This window comes from Anaeromyxobacter soli (assembly GCF_022808855.1).
Lineage (GTDB): Bacteria > Myxococcota > Myxococcia > Myxococcales > Anaeromyxobacteraceae > Anaeromyxobacter > Anaeromyxobacter soli.
The window spans coordinates 25,733-51,116 of record NZ_JAKZLF010000005.1; the positions used below are offsets into that span (position 1 = coordinate 25,733).

Here is a 25,384-nt window from a genome sequence, read left to right on the forward strand (position 1 = left end):
TCTATGTGCGACGCATGCGAAAGCTCGGCAGGCTCGCCCTCGCGCTCGCCCTGACGGCCTGCACCGCCCGCGGCGCAGGCCACGCCGCGCGGGAGCCGGTGATCGATCCTGCCCGCGCGCTCGCGGAGGTGGCCTGGCTCGCAGATCCCGCGCGCGAGGGGCGCGGCGTCGGGACGGCCGGCGGCGCCCAGGCCGCGCGCTGGATCGCCGACCGGTTCCGCGAGGCGGGCCTCGCGCCCGCGCGCGACGGCGGCTACCTCGAGGAGTTCGAGGCGCCCTTCCGCGCCACCCTCGAGGCGCGGAACGCGCTCGCGATCGGCCGCGCGCCGCTCGCGCTCCAGCGGGACTTCCTCCCCTTCGGCTTCAGCGACGACGGCACGATCGAGGCGGAGCTCGTGTTCGCGGGTCATGGCATCACGGCGCCCGAGCTCGGGCACGACGACTACGCCGGGCTCGACGTGAAGGGGAAGATCGTCCTCGTCGCACAGGACTTCCCGCGCGAGGCGGACCCCGCCTCCCCGTTCCGCGACCCCCGCCGGTACCGCTTCTCCGAGTGGCGCTACAAGGCCATGAACGCGCGCGACCACGGCGCGGCGGCGATCCTCGGCGTCCGCGACGTATGGGCCCACGAGGCCCCCGACGAGCTCCCGCGCTGGCGCGGGCAGGTCGCCTCGCGGGCCGGCCTCGTCGCGGCGCGGGTCACGGCCGCGGCGCTCGGCCGCGCGGGGATCGACGTGGCCGCGCTGGCGGCGCCGGGCGAGGCGGACGGGAGGCCCCACTCGCGGCCGCTCGGGCTCCGGGCGCGGCTCTCGGTCGAGGTGCTCCACGAGCGGGCCGCGACCGCCAACGTCGTCGCCATCCTGCCCGGCCGCGACCCGGCGGTGGCGGACGAGTGCGTGGTGGTGGGCGCGCACCACGATCACCTCGGCCTCGGCGGCGACGCCTCGCTCGCCCCCGAGCGGCTCGGGACGGTCCACCCGGGCGCGGACGACAACGCGAGCGGCGTCGCGGCCCTCCTCGCGGTCGCGCGCGCCTTCGTCGCCGAGGGCGCGCCGAGGCGCACGGTCCTCTTCGCTGCGTTCGCCGCGGAGGAGCTCGGCATCCTCGGCTCGTCCGAGCTCGCGAAGGATCCGCCGCCGCGCTGCCCCATCGGGAAGATGCAGCTCATGGTGAACCTCGACATGGTGGGCCGTCCCCGCGGGGGGAAGGTGTACGTGGACGGCGCGGACACCGCGAAGGGGCTGCGGGACCGCGTGGTGGCGCTCGCGGAGCGCTCGCCGCGCCTGCCGCTCCGGATCGCGTTCGGCGGAGGCGACGGGTACGGCCCCTCGGATCACACGAGCTTCTACGCGCGCGGGGTCCCGGTCCTCTTCCTCTTCACCGGACCCCACGCCGACTACCACCGGCCGACGGATACCGCCGACAAGATCGACGGCCCGGGCCTCGCGGCCGTGGCGCGGCTCGCCTACCGCGCCGCCCGCGACGCCGCCGAGCGCGATGGCCGCCTCGAGGTGGTCCGCACGGCGGCGCCACCGCCGCGCGAGCGCGGCGAGCGGAGCTACGGCACCTACCTCGGCGCGATCCCGGACTTCGCGGAGCGCGCCGAGCCGGGGGTGCTCCTCACCGGCGTCCGCCCGGGCAGCCCCGCCGAGCGGGCCGGCCTCGCCGAAGGCGACGTCCTCCTCCGCCTCGGAGCGGCGAAGGTGATGAACCTGCAGGATCTCGCGTTCGCGCTCCGCTCGCACCGGCCCGGCGACGAGGTCGAGGTCGAGTGGGCGCACGGGGCGGAGCGGCGGACCGCGAAGGTGAAGCTGGAGGAGCGCAGATGACCCGGACCCTCACCCCGACGCTCGCCGCCGCCGTCCTCGCCGCCGCCTGCGCCGCGCCGAAGGCGCCGACCGGCCCGGTCCCTCCCGCCGCGGCGCCCGTCGGCGCCCCGCCGGCGAACGCCGCTCGAGACCTGGCTCTCCCGGGCGAGCGGCACCTCCGCAACGTCCGTCAGCTCACGTTCGGGGGCGAGAACGCCGAGGCGTACTTCAGCTTCGACGGGCGGGAGCTCGTGTTCCAGTCGACGCCCGAGGGTGCCGGCTGCGATCGGCTCTACGTGATGCGCGCCGACGGCACGCAGCGGCGCCAGGTCTCGTCCGGCCTGGGCCGCGTCACCTGCGGCTACTTCTTCCCCGGAGGAGAGCGGCTGCTCTACTCCTCGACCCACGCGTCGGGCGCGGAGTGCCCGCCGAAGCCAGACCTCTCCCAGGGCTACGTCTGGCCCCTCTTCGACTACCAGCTCTACACCGCGCGGCCGGACGGCTCCGATCTCACCCCGCTCGCGCCGGCGCCCGGCGCGTACAGCGCGGAGGCGACGATCTCGCGGGACGGCTGGATCGTCTTCACCTCGACGCGCGACGGCGATCTCGAGCTCTACAAGATGCGGCTCGACGGCTCCGGGCTCGTGCGGCTCACGCACACTCCTGGCTACGACGGCGGGGCGTTCTTCTCCGCCGACGGCGCGCGCATCGTGTTCCGCGCCAGCCGGCCCGCCGACGCGGCGGAGCTCGCCGACTACCGGCGCCTCCTCTCGCAGAAGCTCGTCCGCCCGGGGAGGCTCGAGATCTACGTCATGAACGCGGACGGCTCCGGCGTGCGGCAGGTGACCCGGCTCGGCGCGGCGAGCTTCGCGCCCTTCTTCCACCCGGACGGTCGGCGCATCGTCTTCGCCTCGAACGTCGGGGACCCGAAGGGCCGCAACTTCGACCTCTACCTCGTGAACGACGACGGCGGCGGCCTCGAGCGCATCACCACGAACGACACCTTCGACGGGTTCCCCATGTTCTCGCCGGACGGGAAGACGCTCGTCTTCGCCTCCAACCGGAACGCGCGGCGGCCCGGCGAGACGAACGTGTTCGTGGCGGACTGGGTCGAGTGAGGGCCGTCAGCGCCCCTGCGGCTTCGGGTCCGGCGGCGCGGAGGGCCGCGCGCGGCTCGCCACGACCCCGTTGCCCCAGCGGCGCCGCGCGAGCTCGAGCCAGGCGCGCGTGGCCGGCGGCAGGTGCCGGTCCTTGCGCCAGATGAGCGCCACGTCCCAGGGGATCCTCGGCTCCGAGAGCCGCACCGAGAGGACCTGGCGGGGGTCGAGCTGGTGGCAGATGGTGTTCGGGAGCAGCGCGGCGCCGATGTTCGCGGCCACGGTCGCGACGATGAAGTCCCAGTGCGAGCTCTCGCTCACGACGGCCGGCTTGAACCCGGCCCGGCGGCACGCCTCGAGGATGTGCCCGTGGAGCGCGAACTCCGGCCGGTAGAGCACGAACGGCGTGCCCGCCAGCTCGCGGAGCTCGACCGAGCGGCGACGCGCCAGCGGGTGGCTCGGATGGAGGACGGCCCGGAGCTCGTCCTTCACGAACGGCATGATGCCGAAGGCCTCCTCGTCCGTGGGGAGCACCACCGCGCCGACGTCGAGCTCGCGGTTCATCACGAGCGCCTCGAGGTGGTGCGAGCCCTCCTCGCGCAGCTCGAGCACGATGCCGGGGTATGCCTGGTGGTACTCCGCGAGCAGCGGCGCGAAGAAGGTGACCCCGGTGATGGGGGGCATGCCGATGCGCAGCCGTCCGCGCCGCAGCGCCGAGAGCTCGGAGACCTCCTCCTCGATGACCCGCAGCGAGTCGAGCACGCCCTCCGCCCGCTCCAGCACGATCTGGCCCGCGTCGGTGAGCGTCACGCGCCGGCGCTCGCGGACGAGCAGCGGCGTGCCGAGCTCCTCCTCGAGCGCTTTCACCATCTTGCTGATCGCGGGCTGGGTCACGTGCAGCGACTGGCTCGCCCGCGTGAAGCCGCCCTGGCGCGCCACCTCGACGAAGTACCGCAGCGCCTGTACGTCCACGTCCACCTCCATGTCCCTGGGTTATGGCCAGCATAGCAAGAATGCATTTCCCTCATACATGCCCAGTCGGCTAGGTTGCGCGCGGGTTCACGGGACGGACCTCCGGAGCCACACGGGAGACGACGAAAGATGACGATCGAAGACCTTCTGCTGGGCGAGGAGGCGGCCATCCTGGACGAGGCCACCCACGCCGTCGCAGAGCTCGAGCACTACCGCCGCGACGGCGCGCAGGCGACGCGCGGACGGCTCGAGCTGCTCCACCGCCACCTGGTCGACGCGGTGCTCACGCGCGACCTCAACGCCCTGCGCGCGCACGTCACGCGTATGGCGCACGAGCGGTTCGCGGGCGGCTTCGACGTCACCGAGGTGCAGGCCGCGTTCTCGGCACTCGAGGACGCGATCTGGCGGAAGGCGCTGTCCAGGCTCCCCCCCGACGAACGCGCCTGGGGGCTCAGCCTGGTCGGCACCGTGCTCGCGCAGGGCGGCAGCACGCTCGCGCGCACCTTCGAGTCGCTCGCGCCTCGCGCCCCGGAACCGTGCGTGGATCTCACGCCGCTCTTCCTGGGTGCGGACGCGGTGCGGACCTCGCGCTCCGTCGAGGAGCTCGTCTACCCGGTCTAGCCGGCTCCTGGCGCCCGCCGCGATCGCCGCCCGCGCGGCAGCGGACGGCGGGCGTCAGGGCAGGTTTTCGAGCAGGAAGCGGATCGCGTTCTCGCCCATGACGGCGCGGATGGCCGCGTCCTGTAGCCCCTCGTCGAGCAGCGCCTGCGTGAGCACCTCGAGCCGCGCGGCGTCGAACGGCGCCGTGGTCGCCCCGTCGAAGTCCGACCCGAGCGCCACGTGCGACACGCCCGCGACGGCGATCGCGTGGTGGATCGCCCGGGCGACGGCCTGCGGGGTGCGGTCGCACACCGCGCCTTCCCAGTAGCCGATGCCCACGAGCGCGCCGTTCCGCCCGAGGCGCCTCAGCTGGTCGTCGGTGAGGTTGCGCGGCCCCGGGCAGGTGGCGCTCACGCCCGTGTGCGACACGATCACCGGCCGGCGCGCCAGGGAGAGCGCGTCGTCGAAGGCCCGCGGGGAGGCGTGCGCGAGGTCCGCGATCATGCGGCGCTCCTCCATCCGCCGCAGCGCCGCGCGCCCCAGCGCGCTGAGCCCGCCTTTCGCGGCCCCGTGCGCCGAGCCGGCCGCGGCGTTGTCCGCGAAGTGGGCGAGCCCCGCCGAGCGAAAGCCGGCCTGGAAGAGCGCGTCCAGCGCCTCGAGCCTCCCATCGAGCGCCTGGAGCCCCTCGGTGGCGAGCACCGCCACCACCGCGCGCCGGCCCTGCCGCTCGGCCGCGCGCGCCTCGAGCGCCGCGGCGAGCTCCGCCCGCGAGGTCGCGACGACGAGCCCGCCGCCCGAGGCCGCCGCGGCGCGCCGGAGCTTCTCGCCCTGGTGGAGCGCCCGCGCGAGGCGGCTCCCCCAGGTCGACGGCGGCCAGCGCGAGGCGACGGCGAGGGCGGTGACGAGGTCGCCCGCCCCGGGCGTCGTGGCGTAGTTGAAGCCCCGCGGCACCTCCGTGACCGTGGAGAAGAGCTGCACCGCGACGTTGCCCTCGGCGAGCCGCGGCACGTCGCTGTGACCGTGCGTCGAGCGCTTCAGCGGGTCGCGGTCCCAGAGCAGGAGGTCGTCGTGCAGGTCGACGATCCGGAGCGTCGCGTGCAGGCCGCGGGCTCGAGCGGAGACGGCTGGCAGCGGCCGGCGGGCGTCCACCCGGTTCATCCGCGCCGCGACCGCCGGCGCGAGCGCGAAGAAGAAGCTCCCCGCGGCGGCGAGCAGGAGGACGGCGGCGATCCAGGCGGCGCGGCGGAGCACGGACGGCATCGTACGCCAGGGCAGCGTTCGAGGCGGCGGAGTACGGTAGAGTCGCCGCCATGGAAGATCCCAAGGCGATCGGGGTGGTGCTCGCGACGCTCGTGAACCCGGCCGGCAAGCCCGTCAGCGGCGGCGCGGCGCGGGGACAGCTCTACGCCGGCCGGGACGAGCTCGTCGTCGTGCGACCCGCGCCCCGGGCCGAGCTCCTGCAGCGGGTGACCACCGCGCTGCTCCTCGGGTCCATCGCCGCGGTCCTCGTGAACGTCTTCACCTGGCGGAGCGCGGCGGTGCTGTGGGGCGCGGTCGCCGCGCAGGCGGTGTACTGGCTCACCCTGCCCGCGCGCCGCCGTGCGCTCGACCCCGAGCCGCTCGACGCGCGCGGCCTCGCCGCGGCGCGGAGCGCCGGCCGGATCGCGATCCGGGTGCCGGCGAGCGCGGTGGTCCGGACCACGGCCCCGGAGCCCCCGCGCAGCGGGTTCCGCAAGCCCGCCCGCTTCGAGCTCACCGACGGCGCCCTCGAGGTCTACCTCTCGCCCGAGCAGCACGCCGCGATCGTGGCGGCCATCGGGCTGCGGCCCGCCGGCGAGGCGCCGGCCGGCCGCCCGTCCTGACGATCTCTCGCAGGCCGGCGCCGCTTCTCCCGCGCAGGCGCCCTCAGCGCCCGAAGAGGCCCTTCAGCTTCTTCTTCGCCTCGTCCTCGAGCCGCTTCTTCTGGCGCTCCGCCTCGTCGCGCGCCTTCCCCTCCGCCTCGGCCTTCTTCTTCGCGGCGACGTCCCCGACGTTCGCGCCCTCCGCGCCGACCGCGCGCCCGAGGGCGCCCGCCGCGGCCTGCTGGACGATGGCCTTCACCGCCCCGTCGAGCGAGAGCCCGTCGAGCCGCGGCTTCCAGGCCGGACCCGCCAGCCGGAACGCCACGGGGATCGGCGCCGTCGGCTTCGCGCGCCCGCCCGTCAGCTTCGAGATCAGCTCCGGCGAAAGCGAGAACGTCGCCGGCATCTCCAGCGTCCCGTCGAGCTTCACGCCGCCCTCGAGCGAGAGCGCGCCCTCGCCGGTCTCCGCGCGGAGCGGCTTCGAGAGCGAGGCGAGGCCGTTCGCGATCTTGAGCCCGAACGGCAGCTCCTTGCCGAGAGAGGTCGCGCCCCGCTCCGGCAGCTTCGAGGCGGCGAACGGGAGCTTCGACGCGAGCGGCGCCGCGATGGACGCGACGAGGTCCTTCCCGTAGAACGCGCCGCCCTTCAGGACGCCGTCCACGCCCCCCGTGACCGACTCCGACAGGAGCCCGAGCTTCCAGCCCTTCCCGCCCAGCTTCAGGCCCGCGTCGAGCGTCCCGCCGAGCACCTTGTGGTCGCCGAGGAGCTTCAGGACCTCCTCCCCCGCGACGCCCTTCAGATCGAGGGCGACCTCGAACGGCGCGTCGGGGCGCGCCACCGCGAGGTGCGTCCCGGCGGCCGAGACGGTGCCACCGAACGCCTCGAGCCGCGCCTGCTCGAGGGTCACCTCGTCGCCCTGGACCCGCACCCGCAGCGTGACGTTCCGGGCCTCGACCTTGCTCATGCGCAGCTGGCCGAGGCGCAGGTCCGCGACGCCGGAGAGCCCCGCGAACGCGGCGGGGTCGAGGGGCTTCGTCTCGGGCGGCTTCTTGCCCTTCTCGGACGGCGGCGTGGGGAGGAGCAGCTCGTCGAGGTCGAGGCGATCGCCGCGGAGCTCCGCCTCGAAGCGCGTCGTGGCCTTCGGGCCCTTGCCCGCGAGGTCCACCTTCGCCTTCCCGTCGAGCCGCGAGCGCAGGAGCGTGAGCTGGAGGGTGTCGAGCCGCACCTCCTGGCCTTCGCCCGCCTGGCGATACGCGCCGGCCGCGCGGGCCGAGAGCGGGTCGCCCGGCTTCTTCGCGAGCGTGCCGCCCGGGCGGAGATCCGCCCCGGCGAGATCGAGCGCCGCGTCGAAGCGGACGCGCCCGCCCGACTGCGCGGCGTCCGCCCGCACCACGAGCGTCATCGGCGCGCCCGCCGCCTTCGCGAGCTGCGCGGGCACGACGAGCCGCACCGGCGTGAGGTCGACGCGCATCTCCGCCGTCTGCGCGGTCTCCCCGCCCGAGCCCCGCACGACGAGCCCCACCGGGCCCGCGATCACCACGCCGCCCATCTGCTTGCGCAGCGGGGGGTAGTAGGCCGCGAGCGCCTCGGGATCGAGGCCGTGCCCGACGATCTCGAGGCCCTCGAACTTCGGCGCGTCTCCCTTGAGTCCGGTCGCGCGGCCCTTGCCCACGAGGGAGGCGGGGCCCGCCGTGAAGACGAGCTTCCCGATGCGGAGGTCGCCCGCCTGCGCGTCCGCCTCGAGGTCCGCGTCGAGGCCGACGTCGAGGGCCTTCCCACCCTCCTGCCCCGCGAAGGCGAGCTGCGTCGCGCGGAACCCGCCCTTCACCCGGAGCGGCCCCGCGCCACCGGGGACGGCCGCGCCGAGCTTCGCGGAGAGATCGGCCTGGAAGCGTCCGCCCCGGAAGCCCGCCGAGGGGGGCAGGAAAGGCGCGAGGGGGTCGAGGACGATCGGCTCCACCTTCAGCACGATCTCCTCCGGCACGGGCTCGAGCGACGCGGGCAGCGGGGCCGCCTTCACGCGCAGCTCCAGGTTCTGCTTCGCGGCGAGCACCGCGGCGCGCACGACGAGCTCGAGCGGCTTGCCGGTCTCGAGGTCCTTCACCTCGACGTCGAGGTCGTCGACGGCGAGCTCCTTCGCGTTCGGCACGGTCCGGTCGAGGAAGGCGATGCGCGCGTTCTCGACGGCCGCGCGGTCGACGCGCAGCAGGCGGAGGGTCGGCTCCTTCGAGGGGGCGGGGGCCTCCGGCTCGGCCGGCTTGGCGCCCTTCGCCAGCCGGTCCGCGACGCGCTGCGCGTTGGTCGTGCCGTCCGGCAGCTTCACGACGTTGACGTGCAGGCCCTCCACGACGGCCTCGCGGACGTGGACCTCCTTGCCGCCCGTCAGGATCGCGCGGAGGAGGTCCGCCTTCACCTCCACCCGCCGGACCTCGGCGAGGGGCAGGGGCTCCCCCTCTCCTGCCCCCACCGCGACGTCGGTGACGCGCACGCCGAGCCCGCCCCAGAGCCGCGTCGCGACGCCGCCGATCTCGACGGGCCGGCCGAGCTGCTGGGAGAGGGCCGCTGCCTGCTTGCGCGCCTGCGAGAGCAGGATCCGGTCGAGGGCGAACAGCAGCCCGACCACGGCGACGACGAGGACGAGGAGGACGGCACCGAGGATCTTCGGCCAGCGCCTGCGCGTGCGGGGCTCGGACATGCGCGGAGGCTACGGCAGGAGCGGACCTCTGTCAGCGACTCCGGTGCGGTGCGCGCGGGGCTCGCGCGGGGGACGCAGGGCGCGACATCGTTGAAATCCTCCGTCGTCCGGGATACATACGACCCAGAGCGCCGACCGGACGTCAGATCCCGGGACGCGGCGCATCCACCACATCGCGAGCCGTATCGCCGCCGAGCAGACGCGAGGAGCGTCGCCGGCGCTGCCCCCAAGGCCAGGAGCCCATGTTGGAGAGACCGCAGCATCACGAGAACCGCGCCGGCGGGCGAGGTAACAAGCGCCGTCGCCAGCGCCCCGTCCGCGGGCCGGGGGGCCGCCGCCCGGAGCGTATCCAGCTGACCGAGGAGGGAGTGCCCGCCGCGACGCCCGACTCTCCGCCCGTCTCGCCGGTCGTGTTCGTCTCGGACGACACGCGCGCGCGCTACCCCTGGATCCCGGGGCGCGTCATCGCGGGCAGCGTGTGGCGCGGGCCGGACCACATCCGAGTCCGGGTCGACGAGAACGGCAACGCGGCGCCGTGGAAGACGGTTCGCCGCGGAGGCTGAAGCCGCGCCGAGCTCCACCCGGCGGTCGCGCCGCACCTGGCGCGGCGGTCGGTCGAAAGCGAGGGCACCCGCTTCTCCGGCCGCCGTCGATGAGGCAGACTCGCGCACATGCTCGAGACCGCCATCGCACTGGTCGCCTTGTTCCTCGTGATGCTGGGCGGCCGCGCGCTGTTCCGGCGGAGCTCGGCGGCGCCGCGCGAGCGCGCTTCGACGGCGGGCGGCGCCCTCGTGCTGCGTCCGCTGCGCCGGAACGGGGTGATGCTCGGGATCGGCGCGCTCCTCCCCACGATCGTGCTCGCGGGGCTGGTGACGCGGGTCTGGGTCGGGGGGCAGACGGGCGTCCCCGGGCTCCTCCTCGGCGCCGCCGCCACGCTCGCGATGCTCGCCGTCACCGCGCACCAGTTCGCCTCGGCGTTCCGCCAGCGCATCGTCGTGCACGACACGTTCATCGAGCGCGTCGGGGTGCTCACGCGCCGCAACGTGAGCTGGACCTCCGTCTCGAGCGTCGCCTACAACCCGCTCCAGCGGTGGTTCTACCTGACGCTCTCCGACGGCTCGCACCTGTGGCTCTCCGAGACGCTGCGCGGCGCCGGGGAGTTCGCCGAGATCGCGCTCCGCAGGCTCCCCGAGGGCGCGCTGCGCGCCGACCCCGTGGCGCGGGAGGTGCTCGAGGAGCTCGCGGCCACGGCGGCCGAGGGGGCCCGGACCGCCGAGGCGGACCAGCGGGCCTGACAGCGTTGCTCGCTCGGGTCGAGCCCGTCGCGAGGCGCTCGAGCAGGATCCTTCGCCGCGCGCGGCGCGAGCGCTCACAGCGCTCGCCTCCGCCGGGACCGACACGTAGCCCTCCGCCGCGCTGCCTTCCGGGGGTCGGCTCGGACGAGGCACTCCGCGGACGCCCGCGTCCGCTCGGGCCGCGCGCGTGTGCGCCGGTCTCCTTCGTTTGTCCACCAACGGACAGGCGAACGCCCGATTCGACCCCGCCCGCAAGTCCCGCCGTCCCGGGATTCCCCTCACCCGCCGAATGCTGCTCTCCTCGCGCGGCGGGTCGGTCGACTGGAGACGAATGGAACCCGAGATCCGGGCGGCGTTGCTGAAGCTCTACCTCGAGCAGCTCCGCACCTTCGGCGACGGGGACGCGGCGTCGATCCGCGGCGACGTGCGGACCGAGACCGTCCGCCGCGTGGAGGAGGCGCCCGCGGCGGGCTGGCTGCCCATCGCGTTCGAGGTCGAGATCGTGCAGGCCGTGCAGCGGCGCCGGGGCGACGACGGCGTGCGCGAGCTCGGCCGCGCGCTCGGGCGCGTCGCCACCGAGACGCCGGTGCTCCGGCCGCTCGTGACGGCGACGCTCGCGATGCTGGGCCGCCGGCCCGAGGTGCTCGCCTGGATCGCGGCGAAGGGCTGGAACGTCGCGACGCGCAACGCGGGGCACGCGACCTACCTGCGGCGCGGGCCGGGGCTCGTCCACGTCGTGCTCGAAGACCTCCCGCCCGTCTCGCGCGACCGCGCGCACCTCCTGCGGTCGTGCGGAGGGATCGAGGGGCTCTACGCCTGGGCGGGGCGCGCGGCGCGGGTGGATCTCGTATGGGAGCCCGGCACCGACCGCGCGATCTTCGTGAGCTCCTGGGGCTGAGGCGACGTCCCGACGGACCCCGCCGGCGCCTGGACCCGCGACGGCTGGCGAACGCACCCGAGGGCGCGGTCTCGCGCCAGCTACCTCACGATCACCCAGACGGGCTTGCCGAGCGCGTCGATGCGCCAGCGGAGCATGAGCTGCGCATGCCCCCAGCCCTCCGGACCGCGCGAGAGCCCGCTCTCGAGCGCCCCCGGGGTGAAGTCGAGGCGGAGGCCGGTGACCACGAGGAAGCTCGCCACGCTCGCGAGCGGCTCGATGTGCGCGCGGGAGAGGAGGTGCGCCGCGAGCTCCGTCCGCTTCCCGCGGGACGACACCCGCGGCTCGTAGCCCGGCACGGACACGCGCGGCTGGCACACGTCGCCGACGCACGCGGGCGGCGCGGCGGCGTCCCCCGCGGCCGGGCGGGTCGCGGCGCCGGAGGCGGCGAGCCGGAGCGCTGCGGAGGGGGCGACGAGCTGTCGCTCGAGCGGGCGGAGCACGACGCCGCCAGCGCTCGAGGCGCTGCTGGCGAGCACGGCGACGAGGGGCATCCACGCGAGGGGCATCCCTTCACCCCTAGGGACCCACCGGTACGCCTTCAACGGCCCGTCCGTGCCTGCGGGCCGCCGCCCCGCTCGCTCGACCTCACGGCTCACGTGCGCACCACGGGCCCCACCTCGACCTGGAGCCCCGCCGCCTCCAGCCGATCGAGCAGCAGGAGCCCGACCGCGGTCGCGGGCGTGAGCACGCCGCCCGCCGGCGCGCGCGGGAGCGCTTCGCGCTGGGTGGCGAGGGCGAGCGCCGCCTCGCAGAGCGTCATGACGGTCACCCGGCTGCCGGGATCCCCGCGGGCGCGCAGCGTCGCGAGCACCTTCCGCCCGGAGGCCGCCTCACCGACGAGCCGCAGCCGCATGGCCCCGAGCTCGCGTGCCGCCGGCGAGGGGCCCTCTCCGGGCGCCGGTCCGAAGCGGCGCAGGAGCGCCCGCACCCGCTCCGCCGCGAGCGCGCGCTCGAAGAGGCGGAGCCCGAGCCGCGCCGCCTCTGCGCCGAGGCGAGAGCGGTACTCGGCGGCCTCCTCGTAGGCGAACTCCGGGCCGTAGCCGCGCCCGACCGCCTCGAGGAGCGCGTTGGAGCGCCGCACGACGCGGGTGTTCACCCGCGCCATCGGAAACGGCGCGAGCCAGACCTGCCGGACCGGGTCGCGCCGGACGGCGAAGAGGTCGGCGCTGCGCGCCCGCTCGGCGCCGGTCCGGTGCTCCGCCGGGTTGAGGAGCAGCACGTCGCGGCCGACGACGAGCTCGCCCGTCTCGGCCGAGTGGAGCACCGTGGCGAGCGTCCCGCCGCCGTAGCCGCCCCGGAGCGCGAAGCTCGCGCTCACGCGCCTCGTGTCCTGCCCCCAGCGATCCCGGATGAACGACGCGACGAGGAGCGCGCCGAGATCGGAGGGGACCGAGTCGAACCCGCAGAACGGCACGATGCGCGTGCCCGCGAGCGCGGCGGCCTCGTGGTGGCGATCGACCAGGCCGCGCACCCACGCGGTCTCGCCCGTGATGTCCACGTAGTCGACGCGGTGCCGGACGCACGCGTCCACCACCGGCCCGCCGTGGTGCGCGAAGGGACCGACGGTCGTGGCGAGCACGCGGGTGCCGGCGGCCATCGCGTCGATCGACCCGGGATCCGCGCTGTCCGCGACGACGAGCCCGCTCGCGTGCGCCTCCGCCTTCACGAGCTCGAGCCGTGCGCCGCTGCGGCCGGCGACCGCCCAGCGTAGCCCGGGCGGCGCGTGCTCCGACAGGTAGCGCGCCGCCAGCCGGCCGGTGAAGCCGGTCGCGCCGAACAGCGTCACGTCGTACGGCCTGCCGGCCACCTCGAAGCCCCCGCCCGCGTCCTCGAGGCACTCCTCTCACCCCCGCCGGCCGCGTGCACTCGCCTGGGCGGGTTCACCCCGGCGAGGGCGCGCCCGCGCGCCCGCCCGTGAGCGCGCGCTCGGGCACCCTCGCCGGCGCGCCGCCGTCTCGACACGGGCGCGCTCCGCCCCGGCGAGCGCTACGAGCCCGTCCTCGCCCTGGGGAGGGACCGCGGCTCTGCGTCGGTCGCGGCGCCGGAGCGCCACGCGACCCAGCCGGCGCCGTCCTCGAGCGCCGGACGGCTCGCGGCGGGCGGAGGCGGCGGCGCCGGCTGCGCCAGGACCTTCGGCGCGGGCTTCGCCTTCGGCGTCGCGGCGCGCTCGAGCCCCTCCCGCACCCGGAAGAAGCCGACGAGCTGCTGGAGGGACGCCGCCTGCGCGGCCATCTCCTCGGCGGTGGAGGAGAGCTCCTCCGCGGCGGCCGAGTTTCGCTGGGTCGTCTGATCCACGATCGCCATCGCTCTCGAGACCTGCTCGACCCCCGCCGCCTGCTGCTGGGAGGCCGCGGCCACCTCCTGCACCAGCTCCGCGGTGCTCCGGATGCCCGGCACGAGCTCGCGGATGAGCGAGGCCGAGCGCTCCGCCACCGCCACGCTCGAGCCCGCGAGCGAGCCGATCTCCTTCGCCGCCTTCTGCGCGCGCTCGGCGAGCTTGCGCACCTCCGCGGCGACCACCGCGAACCCCCGGCCGTGCTCGCCCGCGCGGGCTGCCTCGATGGCCGCGTTCAGCGCGAGCAGGTTCGTCTGGTAGGCGATCTCCTCGACGACGGAGATCCGCTCGGTGATCGCCTTCATCGCCTGCACCGTCTCGGCGACCGCGCGCCCGCCCTCCTCCGCCCGCGCCGCGCCCGCGGTGGCCGCGGCGGCGGTCTCCCGCGCGCCCTCCGCGTTCCGGGCGATCGACGCGTTCATCTCCTCGAGGGAGGCGGTCGTCTCCTCCACGCTCGCGGCCTGCTCGCCCGTGCCCTGCGACAGGAGCTGCGACGTCTCGGAGACCTGCTGCGAGGCGCCCCCGAGCGCCTCCGAGCCCGCGCGCACCTCGGCGATGACCACCGCGAGCTTGTCCGCCATCCCGGCCATCGCCGCCTGGAGCCTGCCGAGCTCGTCGCGACGGGTGACCGCCACCGCCTCGCGCAGGTCGCCGCGGGCGACCCGCTCCACCACCCGGATGGCCCCGGCGAGCGGCCCGGTGATGCTGCGCACCACGATCGCCGCACCGAGGAAGAGGACGAGGACGATCGCGAGCGCCGCGCCGGCGATCCGCCGTGCCTCGAGCGCCGCCGCCGCCTCGAGATCGTCGACGTAGACGCCCGAGCCGACGATCCAGCCCCACGGCTCGAAAAGCTTCACGTACGAGACCTTGCGGACGGGGTCGCGCGAGCCCGGCTTGGGCCACAGGTAGGCGACCATTCCGGCGCCGTGGCGCCTCGCGGTGTCCACGAACTCGACGAAGAGCCGCTTGCCGCTGGGATCGACCTCGCTCGCGAGGTCCTTTCCGTCGAGCTCCGGCCTCATCGGATGGACGATCATGCGCGGGGCGAGGTCGTTCACCCAGAAGTACTCGTTCCCCTCGTAGCGCAGCGCGCGGATCGTCCGGATCGCGGCCGCCTGCGCTTCGGCCACGGGGATGCGTCCCTCCTCCGCGAGGCGGGCCTGCTCGCGGAGCACCCCGTGCACCGTCTCGACGGCGGCCCGGACCTTCGCCTCGCGCTCCTCCAGCATGCGCGACTCGACGACGCGCACGGCCTGCCAGACGAGCGCGGCGAGCGCCACGGCGCTCGCGCCCACGACGATGCGGAGCTTCGTGACGATGGTGAGGCTTCCCAGCAGGCGTTTCATGGGCGCTCCGGTCGTGGGGTGCAGGACCTGCGCGCTTGGAAGACCCGTACCGATGAGCGGCTCCGAGGCCGGGCGCGCGTTGACCGTGGAATCGAGCCCGTCTTTCCAATGGGTTCGGCGCGTCGGCCGACGCGCGCAGCGTCTGCGTCGACGCGCAGCGACCGGGAGTGCGGCCGGCCCCGGGTCCAATCCGCCCGGGGCACGTCGCCTCAGGCGACGCGCCAGGCGCGCGACCGCGGCGCGCGCACGCCCACCCGGCCGCATGCGATGGCATCGACCGTCAGTGAATGTCGCTCGCGGCGCCCGAGGGCGACCGCTGATGTCCCGAGGCTATCCGCCCTCCCTGACAGCGGCCGGCCCGCGAACTCCTTCGGGGCTCCCGGCGTCATTTCTTTGACTTCCCCACACGAGCGCCCTTGCGCGCCCGGGAGGCCCCCCTAGCTTGATCCCGAGTGGCAGGAGCGCGGTGGTGGGGCGTGACCGGAGAGCGTCATGGGTGTGCTGGAGAGGATCCGGATGATGACCGCGGAGCAGCGCGACGCGCTCCGCGCGATGGACGCGGAGGAGCGGCTCGCCGTCGAGATCGAGGATCTCGAGGTCGATCACCTCGCGGCGGAGGAGGCGTACCTCCGGCGGCGGGACCGGCTCCTGGGCCGCGAGGTCCCGGACGTGTACGCCGACGTCGAGAGCGCCCGCTCGATGCTGGAGCGCGTGCGCGCCGAGCGGCAGCGGCGCTTCGAGCGGCGGCGGATGGCGATCCTCGCCGGGCACGGCGTCGCCCGCGGCGTTCCCCCCTCGCAGCTCGACCTGCTCCCGAGCGAGTGAGCCGTCCCGTCCGGGGGCGCGGCGGTCGCCCTACCCGGCCTTGAGGCGCTCGCGCAGGGCTGGCACCGCCTGGAACAGGTCCGCGACGAGGCCGTAGTCGGCGATCTGGAAGATGGGCGCGTCCGCGTCCTTGTTGATCGCCACGATCACCTTCGCCCCCTTCATGCCCGCGACGTGCTGGATCGCGCCCGAGATCCCCGCGGCGACGTAGAGCTCCGGCGCGACCACCTTGCCGGTCTGCCCCACCTGCCAGTCGTTCGGCACCCAGCCGGCGTCGACCGCCGCGCGGGAGGCGCCCACCGCCGCGCCGAGGTCGTCGGCGAGCCCGGAGAGCGGGCCGAAGTCGCCCCGGGTGCCCCGGCCGCCCGCGACGACCACGCGCGCGTCGGTGAGCTCGGGCCGCTCGCTCTTCACCTCCTGCAGCTCCACGAAGCGCGTCCGGAGCGAGGCCGCGTCCACCGAGACCGGCAGCGGCGTGACCGAACCGCCCGGCGCCCGCGCCGCCGGCGCGAACTCCGTCGGGCGCACGCTGAACGCCTTCACCGTCCCGCGGAGCTCCACCTCCGCGATGACGTTCCCGGCCCACATCGGCCGGCGGAGCAGGATCTCCGCCCCCTCGCCCGCGACGGCGAGGACCTCGGTCGCGACCGCCGCGCCGAGCGCGACCGCAGCCCGGGGCAGGAGATCCTTTCCGTACGCGGTCGCGGCCGTGACGATCCAGCTCGCGCCGGCCACCCGCGCCGCGTCCGCGACCACCGGCGCGTGCGCCTCCGCGAGCGGGTGCGCCAGCACGGGCGCGTCGGCGAGGCGGACCGCGACGCCGTGCGCGGCGAGCTCCTCCGCGGCCGCGGCGGCGCCGCTGCCGAGGACGAGCGCGCTCACCGTTCCGCCGGTGCGGCGCGCCACCTCTCGCGCGGCGGTGAGCGCGGACAGGGTGGCCTTCCTGAGGGTGCCGCGGGACTGCTCGGCGACGACGAGGACGTTCGACATGGCGCGCTCGAAGGCCCTAGAGGACCTTCGCCTCGGCGTGAAGGCGGGTCCACAGCTCGGCGACGTCGGCGACCTTCACGCCGGCCTGCCGCCGCGGCGGGTCGAAGAGCCGCCGCACCACCACCGCCGGCGCGAGCTCCACGCCGAGCGAGGCCGCGGGGATCTCGCGCACCTCCTTCTTCTTCGCCTTCATGATCCCGGGCAGCGACGCGAAGCGCGGCTTGTTGAGCCGGAGGTCCACCGTCACGACCGCCGGCAGCGCGACGTCGAGCGTCTCGACGCCGCCGTCCACCTCCCGCACGACGAGGGCGCGCCCGCCGTCCGCCGCGAGGACCACGCCGGGCTGCTTCTTCTGCTCGGCCTCGCTCTCGAGGCTCTCCTTCTTGGAGGCGAACGTCGCCTGCGGCCAGCCGAGGCGCGCGGCGAGCATCTGGCCGGTCTGGTTCTGATCGTCGTCGATGGCCTGCTTGCCGAGCAGGACGAGGTCGGGCCGCTCCTGCGCGACGAGCGCCTGGAGCAGCGCCGAGCCCACCCCCGGGTCGAGCGCGCCGTCGTGACGGACGAGGAGGCCGCGATCGGCGCCCATCGCGAGCGCGGCGCGGAGCTCGACCATCGCCGCCGCCCCGCCGATGCTCGCCACGACCACCTCGCCGCCGTGCTTCTCCTTGAGCCGCAGGGCCTCCTCGACGGCGATCTCGTCGAAGGGGTTCATCTTGTAGTTCACGCCGTCGGTGACGATGCCGGTCCCGTCCGGCCTCGCCCTGATCCTCGACTCCGGGTCCTCGACGCGCTTCACGGTGACGAGCAGCTTGAGGGGCATCTCGGCAGTTCTCCTCTGCGGTGGACGGCGTGATCCGAATCGCGAACCGTCGTTCAGAGCGGGTAGCGCTCGGACTCGAGCGCGGCGGCGGCGAGCCGCCGCTTCGCGGGGAGCAGGCCGGTGGCGTCGTACTTCGTGTACCGGCGGATGCCGCCGAGGAGGACCGTGAGCGTGTCTCCCTCGGCGACGTAGAACGCGGCCCGGCGGGCGGCGGCGGCGATCTTCTCGACGGCCGCGAAGGTGTGCACCTTCACGGCGGCCGCCGCGTCCGCGCGCAGCGACTCCGTCAGGCGCGGCGAGATCTTCTCCGCCCTGAGGAGCGCGCTCTCGATCGCGAAGATCTGGATGGCCACGTCCGCGAGCGCGAGCAGCACCTCCTGCTCGTCCTTGAGCCCCTCCGCGTACCGCTGGACGGCGGCGCCTGACACCACGAGGAAGGTCTTCTTGAGGCCGCCGAGCACGGCCCGCTCGGCCGCGAAGGGCAGCGAGGGATCGAGCTCGTCGAGGGAGGGCGTCATGAGCCCCTCCAGCGCCTTCATCGCCTCCCGCTGCAGGGGCAGCTCGCCCTTCATCGCGCGGCGCAGGATGGTGCCCGGCACGAGGAGCCGGTTGATCTCGTTGGTGCCCTCGAAGATCCGGTTGATGCGCTCGTCCCGGTAGTACTTCTCCGCCGGGTACTCCTGGATGAACCCGTAGCCGCCGTGGATCTGGACCACCTCGTCGACCACGTCGGCGAGCACCTCGCTGCAGAACACCTTCGCGATCGCGCACTCGATCGCGTACTCCTCGATGCCCTGCTGGTAGGCCTCGTAGTAGCCCGCGGTGTCCTTCGGGATGGTGGCGAGCCGATCGTCGATGAGCCCGGCGAGCCGGTACACGAGCGACTCCGCGGCGAAGATGCCCGCGGTGAGGTCCGCGAGCTTCTCCTGGATGGCGCCGAAGCGGGCGATGGGCACGCCGAACTGCTTGCGCGCGTTCGCGTACGCGGCGCCGGTCCTGAACGCCAGCTTCGCCGCGCCGGTCACCGCCGCGCCGAGCTTGAAGCGGCCGACGTTGAGCACGTTGAAGGCGATCTTGTGCCCCTTGCCGATCTCGCCGAGCACGTTCTCGACCGGCACCTGGGCGCCCTCGAAGATGACCGAGGTCGTCGAGGAGCCCTTGATGCCGAGCTTCTTCTCCTCCGGGCCGACCGTGAGGCCCGGCGTCGATCGCTCGACGAGGAAGGCGGTGAAGTGCTTCTTGTCGATGCGCGCGAAGACCGTGAAGAGATCGGCGAAGCTGCCGTTCGTGATGAACTGCTTCGTGCCGTCGAGGACGTAGTGCTTGCCGTCGGGCGTGAGCGTCGCGGTGGTCTTCCCGCCGAGCGCGTCGCTCCCCGCCTCCGGCTCCGTCAGGCAGTACGCCGCGCTCCACTCGCCCGTCACGAGCTTGGAGAGGTACCGGTCCTTCTGCGCCTCGGTCCCGTAGTACACGAGGGGCAGCGTGCCGATGCCGCTGTGCGCCGCGTAGGACACGGAGAACGCGCCGGCCGCGCCCATGCGCTCCGCGGCGAGCATGCTCGTCGCCTTGTCGAGCGCGAGCCCGCCGTACGCCTCCGGCGCGTCGATCATGAGCAGGCCCGCCTCGCCCGCCTTGCGCATGAGCGCGGCGGAGAGCCCCGGCTCCTGGTGCTCGAGCCGGTCGAGCACGGGCGTCACGTCGTCGCGGACGAACTGGTCCGCGGTGTGCGCGATCTGCCGCTGCTCCTCCGTGAAGTCCTCCGGCGTGAAGACGTCGTCCTTCGTCGCCTCGGTGATGAGGTACTCCGCGCCCTTGAAGAGTCTCGCCGCCATGGTCACCTCCGGATGCCCTGTACGAAGCCGCGCGTCGCTAGGCGCGCTCGAAGACCGCCGCCGCGCCCATCCCGCCGCCGATGCACATCGACACGATCCCGTAGCGCTCTCCCGTCCGCGCGAGCCCGTGCAGCAGCGTCGCGGTGAGCTTGGCGCCGGTGCAGCCGAGCGGGTGGCCGAGGGCGATGGCGCCGCCCGTCGGGTTCACGCGCGCCGGGTCGAGGCCGAGCGCGCGCACGCAGGTGAGGGCCTGCACCGCGAAGGCCTCGTTGAGCTCCACCTGCCCGACGTCCGCCTGGCGGACGCCCGCCCGCGCGAGCGCGGCCGGGATGGCCTCGATCGGGCCGACGCCCATGATCTCCGGCGGCACGCCCTTCACCGCGTACGAGACGAACCGGCCGAGCGGCGTGAGCTTCGTGCGGGCGAGGAACGCCTCCGACACCACCAGGACCGCGGCCGCGCCGTCGGTCATCTGCGAGGCGTTCCCGGCCGTGACGCTCCCGTCCACCTTGAACGCGGGCTTGAGCCGCGCGAGCCCCTCTCGCGTCGTGTCGGCGCGGACGCCGTCGTCCGCGTCCACCCGCTCCTGCCGGCGCTCCAGCTTGCCGCCCACGAGCGCCACCCGCTCGACGTCCACCGGGGCGAGCTCGCCCGCGAACAGCCCCTTCGCCTGGGCGGCCGCGGCGCGCGCGTGGCTCTCCGCCGCGAGCGCGTCCTGGTCCTCGCGCGAGACGCGGTAGCGCGAGGCGACGAGCTCGGCGGTGACACCCATCGCGGCGTAGGACTCCGGCCAGTCCGCGGCGAGCCCGGGGTTCGCGCTGAACTTCGCGCCGCCCATCGGGACGAGGCTCATGCTCTCCGCGCCGCCCGCGACGATGGCGTCGGCGTGGCCGGCCAGGATCCGCTCGGCGGCGGTCGCGATCGCCTGGAGGCCCGAGGCGCAGAAGCGGTTCACCGTCTGGCCGGGGACCTCCACCGGCAGGCCCGCGCGCAGCGCCGCGACGCGGCCCAGGTTCATGCCTTGCTCGCCCTCCGGGAAGGCGCAGCCCATGATGACGTCCTCGACGGCGTGCGGCTCGACCCGCGCGCGCTCGAGGAGCGCGCGGATCGCCGTCGCGGCGAGGTCGTCCGGGCGGACGTCCCGGAGCTTTCCCTTCTTGGCCTTGCAGCCGGGGGTGCGGACTGCGGCGAGGACGTAGGCTCCACTCATGGCGATCACCTCTTGCCGTCGTTCAGTTGCGGAGCGGCTTGCCCTTCTTCAGCATGTGCTGGATCCGCTCGAGGGTCTTCCGCTCGCCGCAGAGGCGCAGGAAGGCCTCCCGCTCGAGGTCGAGCAGCCACTGCTCGGTGACGGCGGTGCCGGCGGGGACGTCGCCCCCGGTGATGACGCCGGCGATCGTCTTCCCGAGCTTCTCCTCGTACTCGGTGATGAAGCCGCCCATCCGCATGTTCCAGAGCTGGGTGGCGAGGCTCGCGGCGACGCTCCGGCCCGGCGCCCTCAGGTCCGTCGCCGGCTCGCCCGGGCGGTGGTTCGCGGCGAGCGCGAGGACGCGCGCCTTCGCGTCGTGCACCAGCCGGTCCGGCGAGAGCGTGACGCCGTCGCCCGGCCGGAGGAGCCCCATGCCGCGGAGCTCGTCGGCGGAGGCGCTCACCTTCGCGGTGGCGATGGTGGTGAAGTGCTTGAACAGGAAGGGAGAGACGTCCGTCTCGTACTGCTCCGCGAGCCGGATGGCGCGGAGCGCGAGCTCCTTCGTGCCGCCGCCGGCGGGCAGGAGCCCGACGCCGATCTCCACGAGCCCCATGTACGTCTCGGCGAGGGGGTTCATCGCGGTGGCGTGCAGGCAGACCTCGCAGCCGCCGCCGAGCGCGAGCCCGTGCGGCGCGGCCACCACCGGCACCCGCGCGTACTTCACCGCCATCATGGCCCGCTGGAACGCCCGCACGGTGAGCGCGATCTCGTCGTAGGCGCCCTCCGCGATGGCCATCGCCACGAGCATCAGGTTCGCGCCGGCCGAGAACGCCTGGCCCTGGTTCGCGATGACGAGCCCCTGGCCCTCCGTCTCGGCGCGCCGCAGCGCCTCGTGGACCATGGCGAGCACGTCGTTGCCGATGGCGTTCATCTTGGTGTGGAACTCGAGGCAGAAGACGCCGTCACCGAGATCCAGGACCGACGCGCCCGCGTTCCGCTCCACGACCGCGCCCGCCTTCGCGAGCACGGTGAGGTCGAGGTGGTCCGCCGGCCGCGGCACCTCCAGCCAGCCGCCGCCGTGGGCGAGGTCGACGAACCGCCGCTTCCCGCCCTCCTCCGAGTAGAAGGACGGCACGCCGTACAGGGCGGCCGGGACCTTCACGCCGTCCGCCTCGGCGCGCCGCACGAGCTCGGCGACGCCGATCGCGTCCATCATCTCGAAGGGCCCGAGCTCCCAGCCGAAGCCCCAGCGCATCGCGGCGTCGACGTTCACCACGTCGTCCGCGATCTCCGGGATCCGGGCGAAGGCGTAGAGGAGGGTGTCGCGCAGGCTCCGCCACGCGAACGTCGCGGCCGGATCGTTGCCGGCGAGCACGGCGCGGAGGCGCTTCCCCGGGTCGTCGATCCCCTTCGCCGCCTCCACCGACGGGAACCGCGGCTTCCTCGCCGGGACGTACTCGCCCGAGCGGTGGTCGAAGAAGAGGACCTGGCTCCCCTCCTGCCCCTTCGTCTTCTTGAAGAAGCCGCCCTTCGTCTTATTGCCGAGCAGCCCGCGCTGGATCATCCCCTCGACGAACTCGGGCAGGAGGAAGGAGGCGCGGCGCTCGTCCCCCGGCAACAGCTCGTACGAGTTCCGCGCGACGTGGGCGAGGGTGTCGAGGCCGACGAGGTCGGCGGTGCGGAAGGCCGCGCTCTTCGGGCGCGCGGTGGCCGGCCCGGCGACCGCGTCGACCTCCTCCACGGTGAGGCCGAGCTCCACCATGTGGTGGATGGCGTTGCACAGCGAGAACACGCCGATCCGGTTGGCGACGAAGTTCGGCGTGTCCTTGGCGGTGACGATGCCCTTCCCGAGCCGCACGCGGATGAGCTCCGCCATCCGCGCGACGACCGCCGGGTCGGTGTAGCGCGAGGAGACGAGCTCGACGAGCCGCATGTAGCGCGGGGGGTTGAAGAAGTGGGTGACGAGCAGGCGCGGCCGGAGCGGCTCGGGGAGCGCCTCCGCGAGCGCGTTCACCGAGAGCCCGCTCGTGTTCGTCGAGAGCACCACGTCGGGCCTGAGGTGCGGGGCGAGGCGCGCGAGGAGGGCCCGCTTCACCTCCAGGTTCTCGAGGACGACCTCGATCACCCAGTCGCAGTCGCGGAGGCGCGGCAGGTCGTCCTCGAGGTTGCCCACCTCGATGCGCGCCGCGTACGCGGGCAGGTAGAGCGGCGCGGGCGAGAGCTTCTCGAGCCCGGCCCGCGCGGCCGCGGCGAGCCGGTCGCGCACCGGCCGGTCCGAGAGCCCGAGCCCCGCCGCGCGCTCCTCCGCGGTCGGCTCCCTCGGGACGATGTCCAGCAGGAGCACGCGGAGCCCGGCGTTCGCGAGCTGGGCGGCGATCGTCGCCCCCATCACCCCCGACCCGAGCACCGCCACCTTCTCGATCCGTTCCATGGTCGCTCTCCCTGGTGGCGGGTCTTCGCGTGCGCGTCCGCGCATCGCGCTACACCTTCGGTTCATCCCGAGCCGCCCCCGGGGCGGGAGCGGCTCGGACGCGATCGGCTCCATTGCATCCAGCGCACCCGCACGCGGCCATCGGGCGCACCTGGGTACAACCCTGCGGGTTCGCGGACGATCGCCTTGCGGGCGCGGCCATCAGGCCCCCGACGGGGCGGCGCCTCGGTGCACCGCACGCGGAACAGGTATGCTCCGAACCCGGTACACCGCCGGCGCTGGGCCGGGAGCGTCGCGAACCCGAGGAGGAGCCCGATGGCCGCCGACGCGGACCGCCGCCCCATCGTCTGGGCGTTCAGCACGAGCCGCCTGCGCCACGTCTTCGAGAGCGTCGCTCCGCTCCTCGCGAACGTGGCGGAGGTCCGCGTCTTCGACAAGGGCTTCGAGGAGGCGCTGCAGGTGGCGCGGTCGCTCGTCGAGGCGGGCGAGGAGGTGGACGCGTTCGTCGCGGCCGGCGCCAACGGCGCGTACCTGCGGGACCACGCGGACGTGCCGGTGGTGGTGGTGATGGCCTCCACGGTGGACGCGCTCCAGGCGCTCGTGCAGGCCCGCAAGCTCTCGAACCGCATCGGCGTCGTGAACTTCCGGCGCGTCGTCGCGGGGATCGAGCAGAGCGCCGGCCTCATGAGCGACCTCGTCATCGAGCAGCGGCCCTACGTCACGCCGGAGGACGTGAAGGCGCACGTGGCGGACCTCGCCGCGCAGGGGTTCGGGGTGATCGTCGGCCCCGGGCCGGTGTGCGACTTCGCCGAGCGCCAGGGCCTGCCGGCGGTGCTGCTCTACGGGCAGGACTCGCTCTCGGAGGCGATCCGCCACGCCGCGGAGGTCGCCCGCATCGCCCGGGCCGCGGAGGCCAAGCGGCTCGAGGTCGAGCGCGTCCTCCGCCACCTCGACCTGGGGGTCCTCGCGGTGGACGGGGACGAGCGGATCCAGTCGCTCAACCCGGCGCTGCAGCGGGTCCTCGGGGTGACGAGCGCGGAGGTCACCGGCCGCCGCCTGTCGGCGATCGCGCCGGAGCTGTCGCTCGCGCGCGTGCTCGAGACCGGCACCCCGGAGCTCGACGTCGTCCAGCGGCTCGGCGGCCGCACGCTGGTGGTGAGCCGGCTGCCCCTGCGCGAGGCGGGCGTGCAGCGCGGCGCGCTCCTCACCTGTCAGGACTCCGCCGCCATCCAGCGGCTCGAGCGCGGCCTGCGCTCCGAGCACCGCCCGCCCCGCTTCGTCGCCCGCTTCGACCTCGCCGGCATCCTCGGGACCTCGCCCGCCATCGCGCGCGTGCGCGCGCTCGCCGAGCGCTACGCGCGCAGCGACGCGACCGTGCTCATCACCGGCGAGAGCGGCACCGGCAAGGAGATGGTCGCGCAGGGCATCCACCGCGCGAGCCGGCGGCGCGACCGGCCGTTCGTGGCGGTGAACTGCGCGGCGTTCCCGGAGACGCTGCTCGAGGCCGAGCTGTTCGGGCACGAGGAGGGCGCCTTCACGGGCGCCCGCCGCGGCGGGAGGCCGGGGCTCTTCGAGGCGGCGCACACCGGGACGATCTTCCTCGACGAGATCGGCGACGTGCCGACCACGCTCCAGACCCGGCTCCTGCGCGTCCTGCAGGAGCGGCAGGTGCTGCGCCTCGGCTCGAACGACCCGACGCCCGTGGACGTCCGCGTGATCGCGGCGACGCACCGGGACCTGCGCGGCGCGGTCGGGCGCGGGGAGTTCCGCGAGGACCTCTTCTACCGCCTCGCCATCCTCCCCCTGCACATCCCGCCGCTGCGCGAGCGCGGCGACGACGTGCAGGAGATCGCCTCCGACCTCCTCAAGCGCGCGCTGCTCCGGCACGGGGAACCCGACGCGCACCGCCGCGCGCTGGCGCTCGTCCTGCCGCGCCTCGCGGGCTACGGCTGGCCCGGCAACGTGCGCGAGCTCGAGAACGTGCTAGAGCGCGTCGCCGCGCTGTTCGTCGATCGCGGCCCCCGGACCCGGATCCCCGAGGAGGAGCTGCGCGCCGCGATGCCCGAGGTCTTCGAGCACCCCGTCCCCGCCCCCGCGGCCTCCAGCGCGGATCTGCGCGCGGCGCGCGACGCGCTGGAGCGGGCGCACGTCGAGCGCGTGCTCGCCGAGTGCGGCGGCAACCAGACCGAGGCCGCCCGCCGGCTCGGCATCGGCAGGACGACGCTCTACCGGAAGCTCGGGCGGGCGTGACCATCACCTAAACGATTCGCGAACAGGCGAGCGTAGCGAGCCCGCCGGGGCGGCGCCGCGGAAGCGGCGAAGCCGCCACGGGGGGCGCCCGCGGGCCCGCGCCGCGGGGGGGGGG

The 25,384-nt window shown here is 74.7% G+C and carries 20 protein-coding genes; 9 read left to right on the plus strand and 11 right to left on the minus strand.

The window, feature by feature from the left end; genetic code table 11:
• The first annotated feature begins 14 nt into the window (after positions 1-14).
• Together MLV88_RS05455 and MLV88_RS05460 are read left to right on the plus strand one after the other, a co-directional pair.
• A complete protein-coding gene (locus MLV88_RS05455; protein ID WP_242370832.1) occupies positions 15-1,829 on the plus strand; it encodes a M20/M25/M40 family metallo-hydrolase in 1,815 nt (604 codons plus the stop codon).
• A complete protein-coding gene (locus tag MLV88_RS05460) occupies positions 1,826-2,926 on the plus strand; it encodes a TolB family protein (RefSeq protein WP_242335137.1) in 1,101 nt (366 codons plus the stop codon). The genes MLV88_RS05455 and MLV88_RS05460 overlap by 4 nt, the downstream gene beginning before the upstream one ends.
• A gap of 6 nt (positions 2,927-2,932) precedes the next feature.
• Here the strand turns inward: MLV88_RS05460 and MLV88_RS05465 are convergent, their stop codons facing one another.
• Positions 2,933-3,883 carry a LysR family transcriptional regulator gene (locus MLV88_RS05465; protein WP_308197185.1) on the minus strand — a complete coding sequence of 317 codons (951 nt, stop codon included), beginning with the start codon at positions 3,881-3,883 and terminating at the stop codon, positions 2,933-2,935.
• 123 nt (positions 3,884-4,006) lie between these two features.
• On the opposite strand from MLV88_RS05465, the gene MLV88_RS05470 reads away from it, so the two are divergent.
• Complete coding sequence (locus tag MLV88_RS05470) at positions 4,007-4,498, plus strand: hypothetical protein (protein WP_242335134.1); 492 nt, start codon at positions 4,007-4,009, stop codon at positions 4,496-4,498.
• A 54-nt stretch (positions 4,499-4,552) separates the two neighbouring features.
• Here the strand turns inward: MLV88_RS05470 and MLV88_RS05475 are convergent, their stop codons facing one another.
• Positions 4,553-5,737 (minus strand): dipeptidase, encoded by a 1,185-nt coding sequence (locus MLV88_RS05475; RefSeq protein WP_242335132.1) that lies wholly within the window; start codon positions 5,735-5,737, stop codon positions 4,553-4,555.
• Positions 5,738-5,787: 50 nt separating this feature from the next.
• Between MLV88_RS05475 and MLV88_RS05480 the strand changes: the two genes are divergently transcribed.
• Positions 5,788-6,339: a hypothetical protein gene (locus tag MLV88_RS05480; RefSeq protein WP_242335130.1), complete on the plus strand. Its 552-nt coding sequence runs from the start codon at positions 5,788-5,790 to the stop codon at positions 6,337-6,339.
• Between the two features lie 43 nt (positions 6,340-6,382).
• Here the strand turns inward: MLV88_RS05480 and MLV88_RS05485 are convergent, their stop codons facing one another.
• The gene (locus MLV88_RS05485) at positions 6,383-9,013 is read right to left on the minus strand and encodes a DUF748 domain-containing protein (protein ID WP_242335128.1); all 2,631 of its coding nucleotides are present in this window, start codon (positions 9,011-9,013) and stop codon (positions 6,383-6,385) included.
• A 368-nt stretch (positions 9,014-9,381) separates the two neighbouring features.
• Here MLV88_RS05485 and MLV88_RS05490 point away from each other — a divergent pair, with 368 nt between their 5' ends.
• The 3 genes from MLV88_RS05490 (at position 9,382) to MLV88_RS05500 (ending at position 11,206) form a co-directional block, all read left to right on the plus strand.
• Positions 9,382-9,576, plus strand: a complete 195-nt coding sequence (locus tag MLV88_RS05490) for a hypothetical protein (protein WP_242335126.1) — start codon at positions 9,382-9,384, stop codon at positions 9,574-9,576.
• A gap of 108 nt (positions 9,577-9,684) precedes the next feature.
• On the plus strand, positions 9,685-10,308 hold the full coding sequence (locus MLV88_RS05495) for a PH domain-containing protein (protein ID WP_242335124.1): 624 nt from the start codon (positions 9,685-9,687) through the stop codon (positions 10,306-10,308).
• A 331-nt stretch (positions 10,309-10,639) separates the two neighbouring features.
• Positions 10,640-11,206 carry a hypothetical protein gene (locus MLV88_RS05500; protein WP_242335122.1) on the plus strand — a complete coding sequence of 189 codons (567 nt, stop codon included), beginning with the start codon at positions 10,640-10,642 and terminating at the stop codon, positions 11,204-11,206.
• Between the two features lie 80 nt (positions 11,207-11,286).
• Here the strand turns inward: MLV88_RS05500 and MLV88_RS05505 are convergent, their stop codons facing one another.
• The 3 genes from MLV88_RS05505 to MLV88_RS05515 form a co-directional block, all read right to left on the minus strand.
• Complete coding sequence (locus MLV88_RS05505; protein ID WP_242335120.1) at positions 11,287-11,754, minus strand: hypothetical protein; 468 nt, start codon at positions 11,752-11,754, stop codon at positions 11,287-11,289.
• An 86-nt stretch (positions 11,755-11,840) separates the two neighbouring features.
• Positions 11,841-13,055: a saccharopine dehydrogenase family protein gene (locus MLV88_RS05510; RefSeq protein WP_242335119.1), complete on the minus strand. Its 1,215-nt coding sequence runs from the start codon at positions 13,053-13,055 to the stop codon at positions 11,841-11,843.
• Positions 13,056-13,234: 179 nt separating this feature from the next.
• Positions 13,235-14,932 (minus strand): methyl-accepting chemotaxis protein, encoded by a 1,698-nt coding sequence (locus MLV88_RS05515; RefSeq protein WP_242335117.1) that lies wholly within the window; start codon positions 14,930-14,932, stop codon positions 13,235-13,237.
• A 519-nt stretch (positions 14,933-15,451) separates the two neighbouring features.
• Between MLV88_RS05515 and MLV88_RS05520 the strand changes: the two genes are divergently transcribed.
• Positions 15,452-15,757 carry a hypothetical protein gene (locus MLV88_RS05520; protein WP_243337004.1) on the plus strand — a complete coding sequence of 102 codons (306 nt, stop codon included), beginning with the start codon at positions 15,452-15,454 and terminating at the stop codon, positions 15,755-15,757.
• A gap of 30 nt (positions 15,758-15,787) precedes the next feature.
• On the opposite strand, the gene MLV88_RS05525 is transcribed toward MLV88_RS05520, so the two are convergent.
• Genes MLV88_RS05525 through MLV88_RS05545 form a run of 5 tightly spaced genes read right to left on the minus strand, consistent with a single transcriptional unit; the run spans position 15,788 to position 23,019 of the window.
• Positions 15,788-16,747, minus strand: a complete 960-nt coding sequence (locus MLV88_RS05525; protein ID WP_242335113.1) for an electron transfer flavoprotein subunit alpha/FixB family protein — start codon at positions 16,745-16,747, stop codon at positions 15,788-15,790.
• A gap of 16 nt (positions 16,748-16,763) precedes the next feature.
• Entirely contained in the window at positions 16,764-17,567 is an 804-nt protein-coding gene (locus MLV88_RS05530) for an electron transfer flavoprotein subunit beta/FixA family protein (RefSeq protein WP_242335111.1), read from the minus strand.
• 53 nt (positions 17,568-17,620) lie between these two features.
• Positions 17,621-19,399, minus strand: coding sequence for an acyl-CoA dehydrogenase family protein (locus tag MLV88_RS05535; protein ID WP_242335110.1), 1,779 nt, complete (start codon positions 19,397-19,399; stop codon positions 17,621-17,623).
• A gap of 37 nt (positions 19,400-19,436) precedes the next feature.
• Positions 19,437-20,609, minus strand: a complete 1,173-nt coding sequence (locus MLV88_RS05540) for an acetyl-CoA C-acyltransferase (RefSeq protein ID WP_242335109.1) — start codon at positions 20,607-20,609, stop codon at positions 19,437-19,439.
• Between the two features lie 22 nt (positions 20,610-20,631).
• The gene (locus tag MLV88_RS05545) at positions 20,632-23,019 is read right to left on the minus strand and encodes a 3-hydroxyacyl-CoA dehydrogenase/enoyl-CoA hydratase family protein (protein WP_242335108.1); all 2,388 of its coding nucleotides are present in this window, start codon (positions 23,017-23,019) and stop codon (positions 20,632-20,634) included.
• Between the two features lie 315 nt (positions 23,020-23,334).
• On the opposite strand from MLV88_RS05545, the gene prpR reads away from it, so the two are divergent.
• Positions 23,335-25,269: a propionate catabolism operon regulatory protein PrpR gene (prpR, locus tag MLV88_RS05550; RefSeq protein WP_242354975.1), complete on the plus strand. Its 1,935-nt coding sequence runs from the start codon at positions 23,335-23,337 to the stop codon at positions 25,267-25,269.
• Positions 25,270-25,384: the final 115 nt, after the last annotated feature.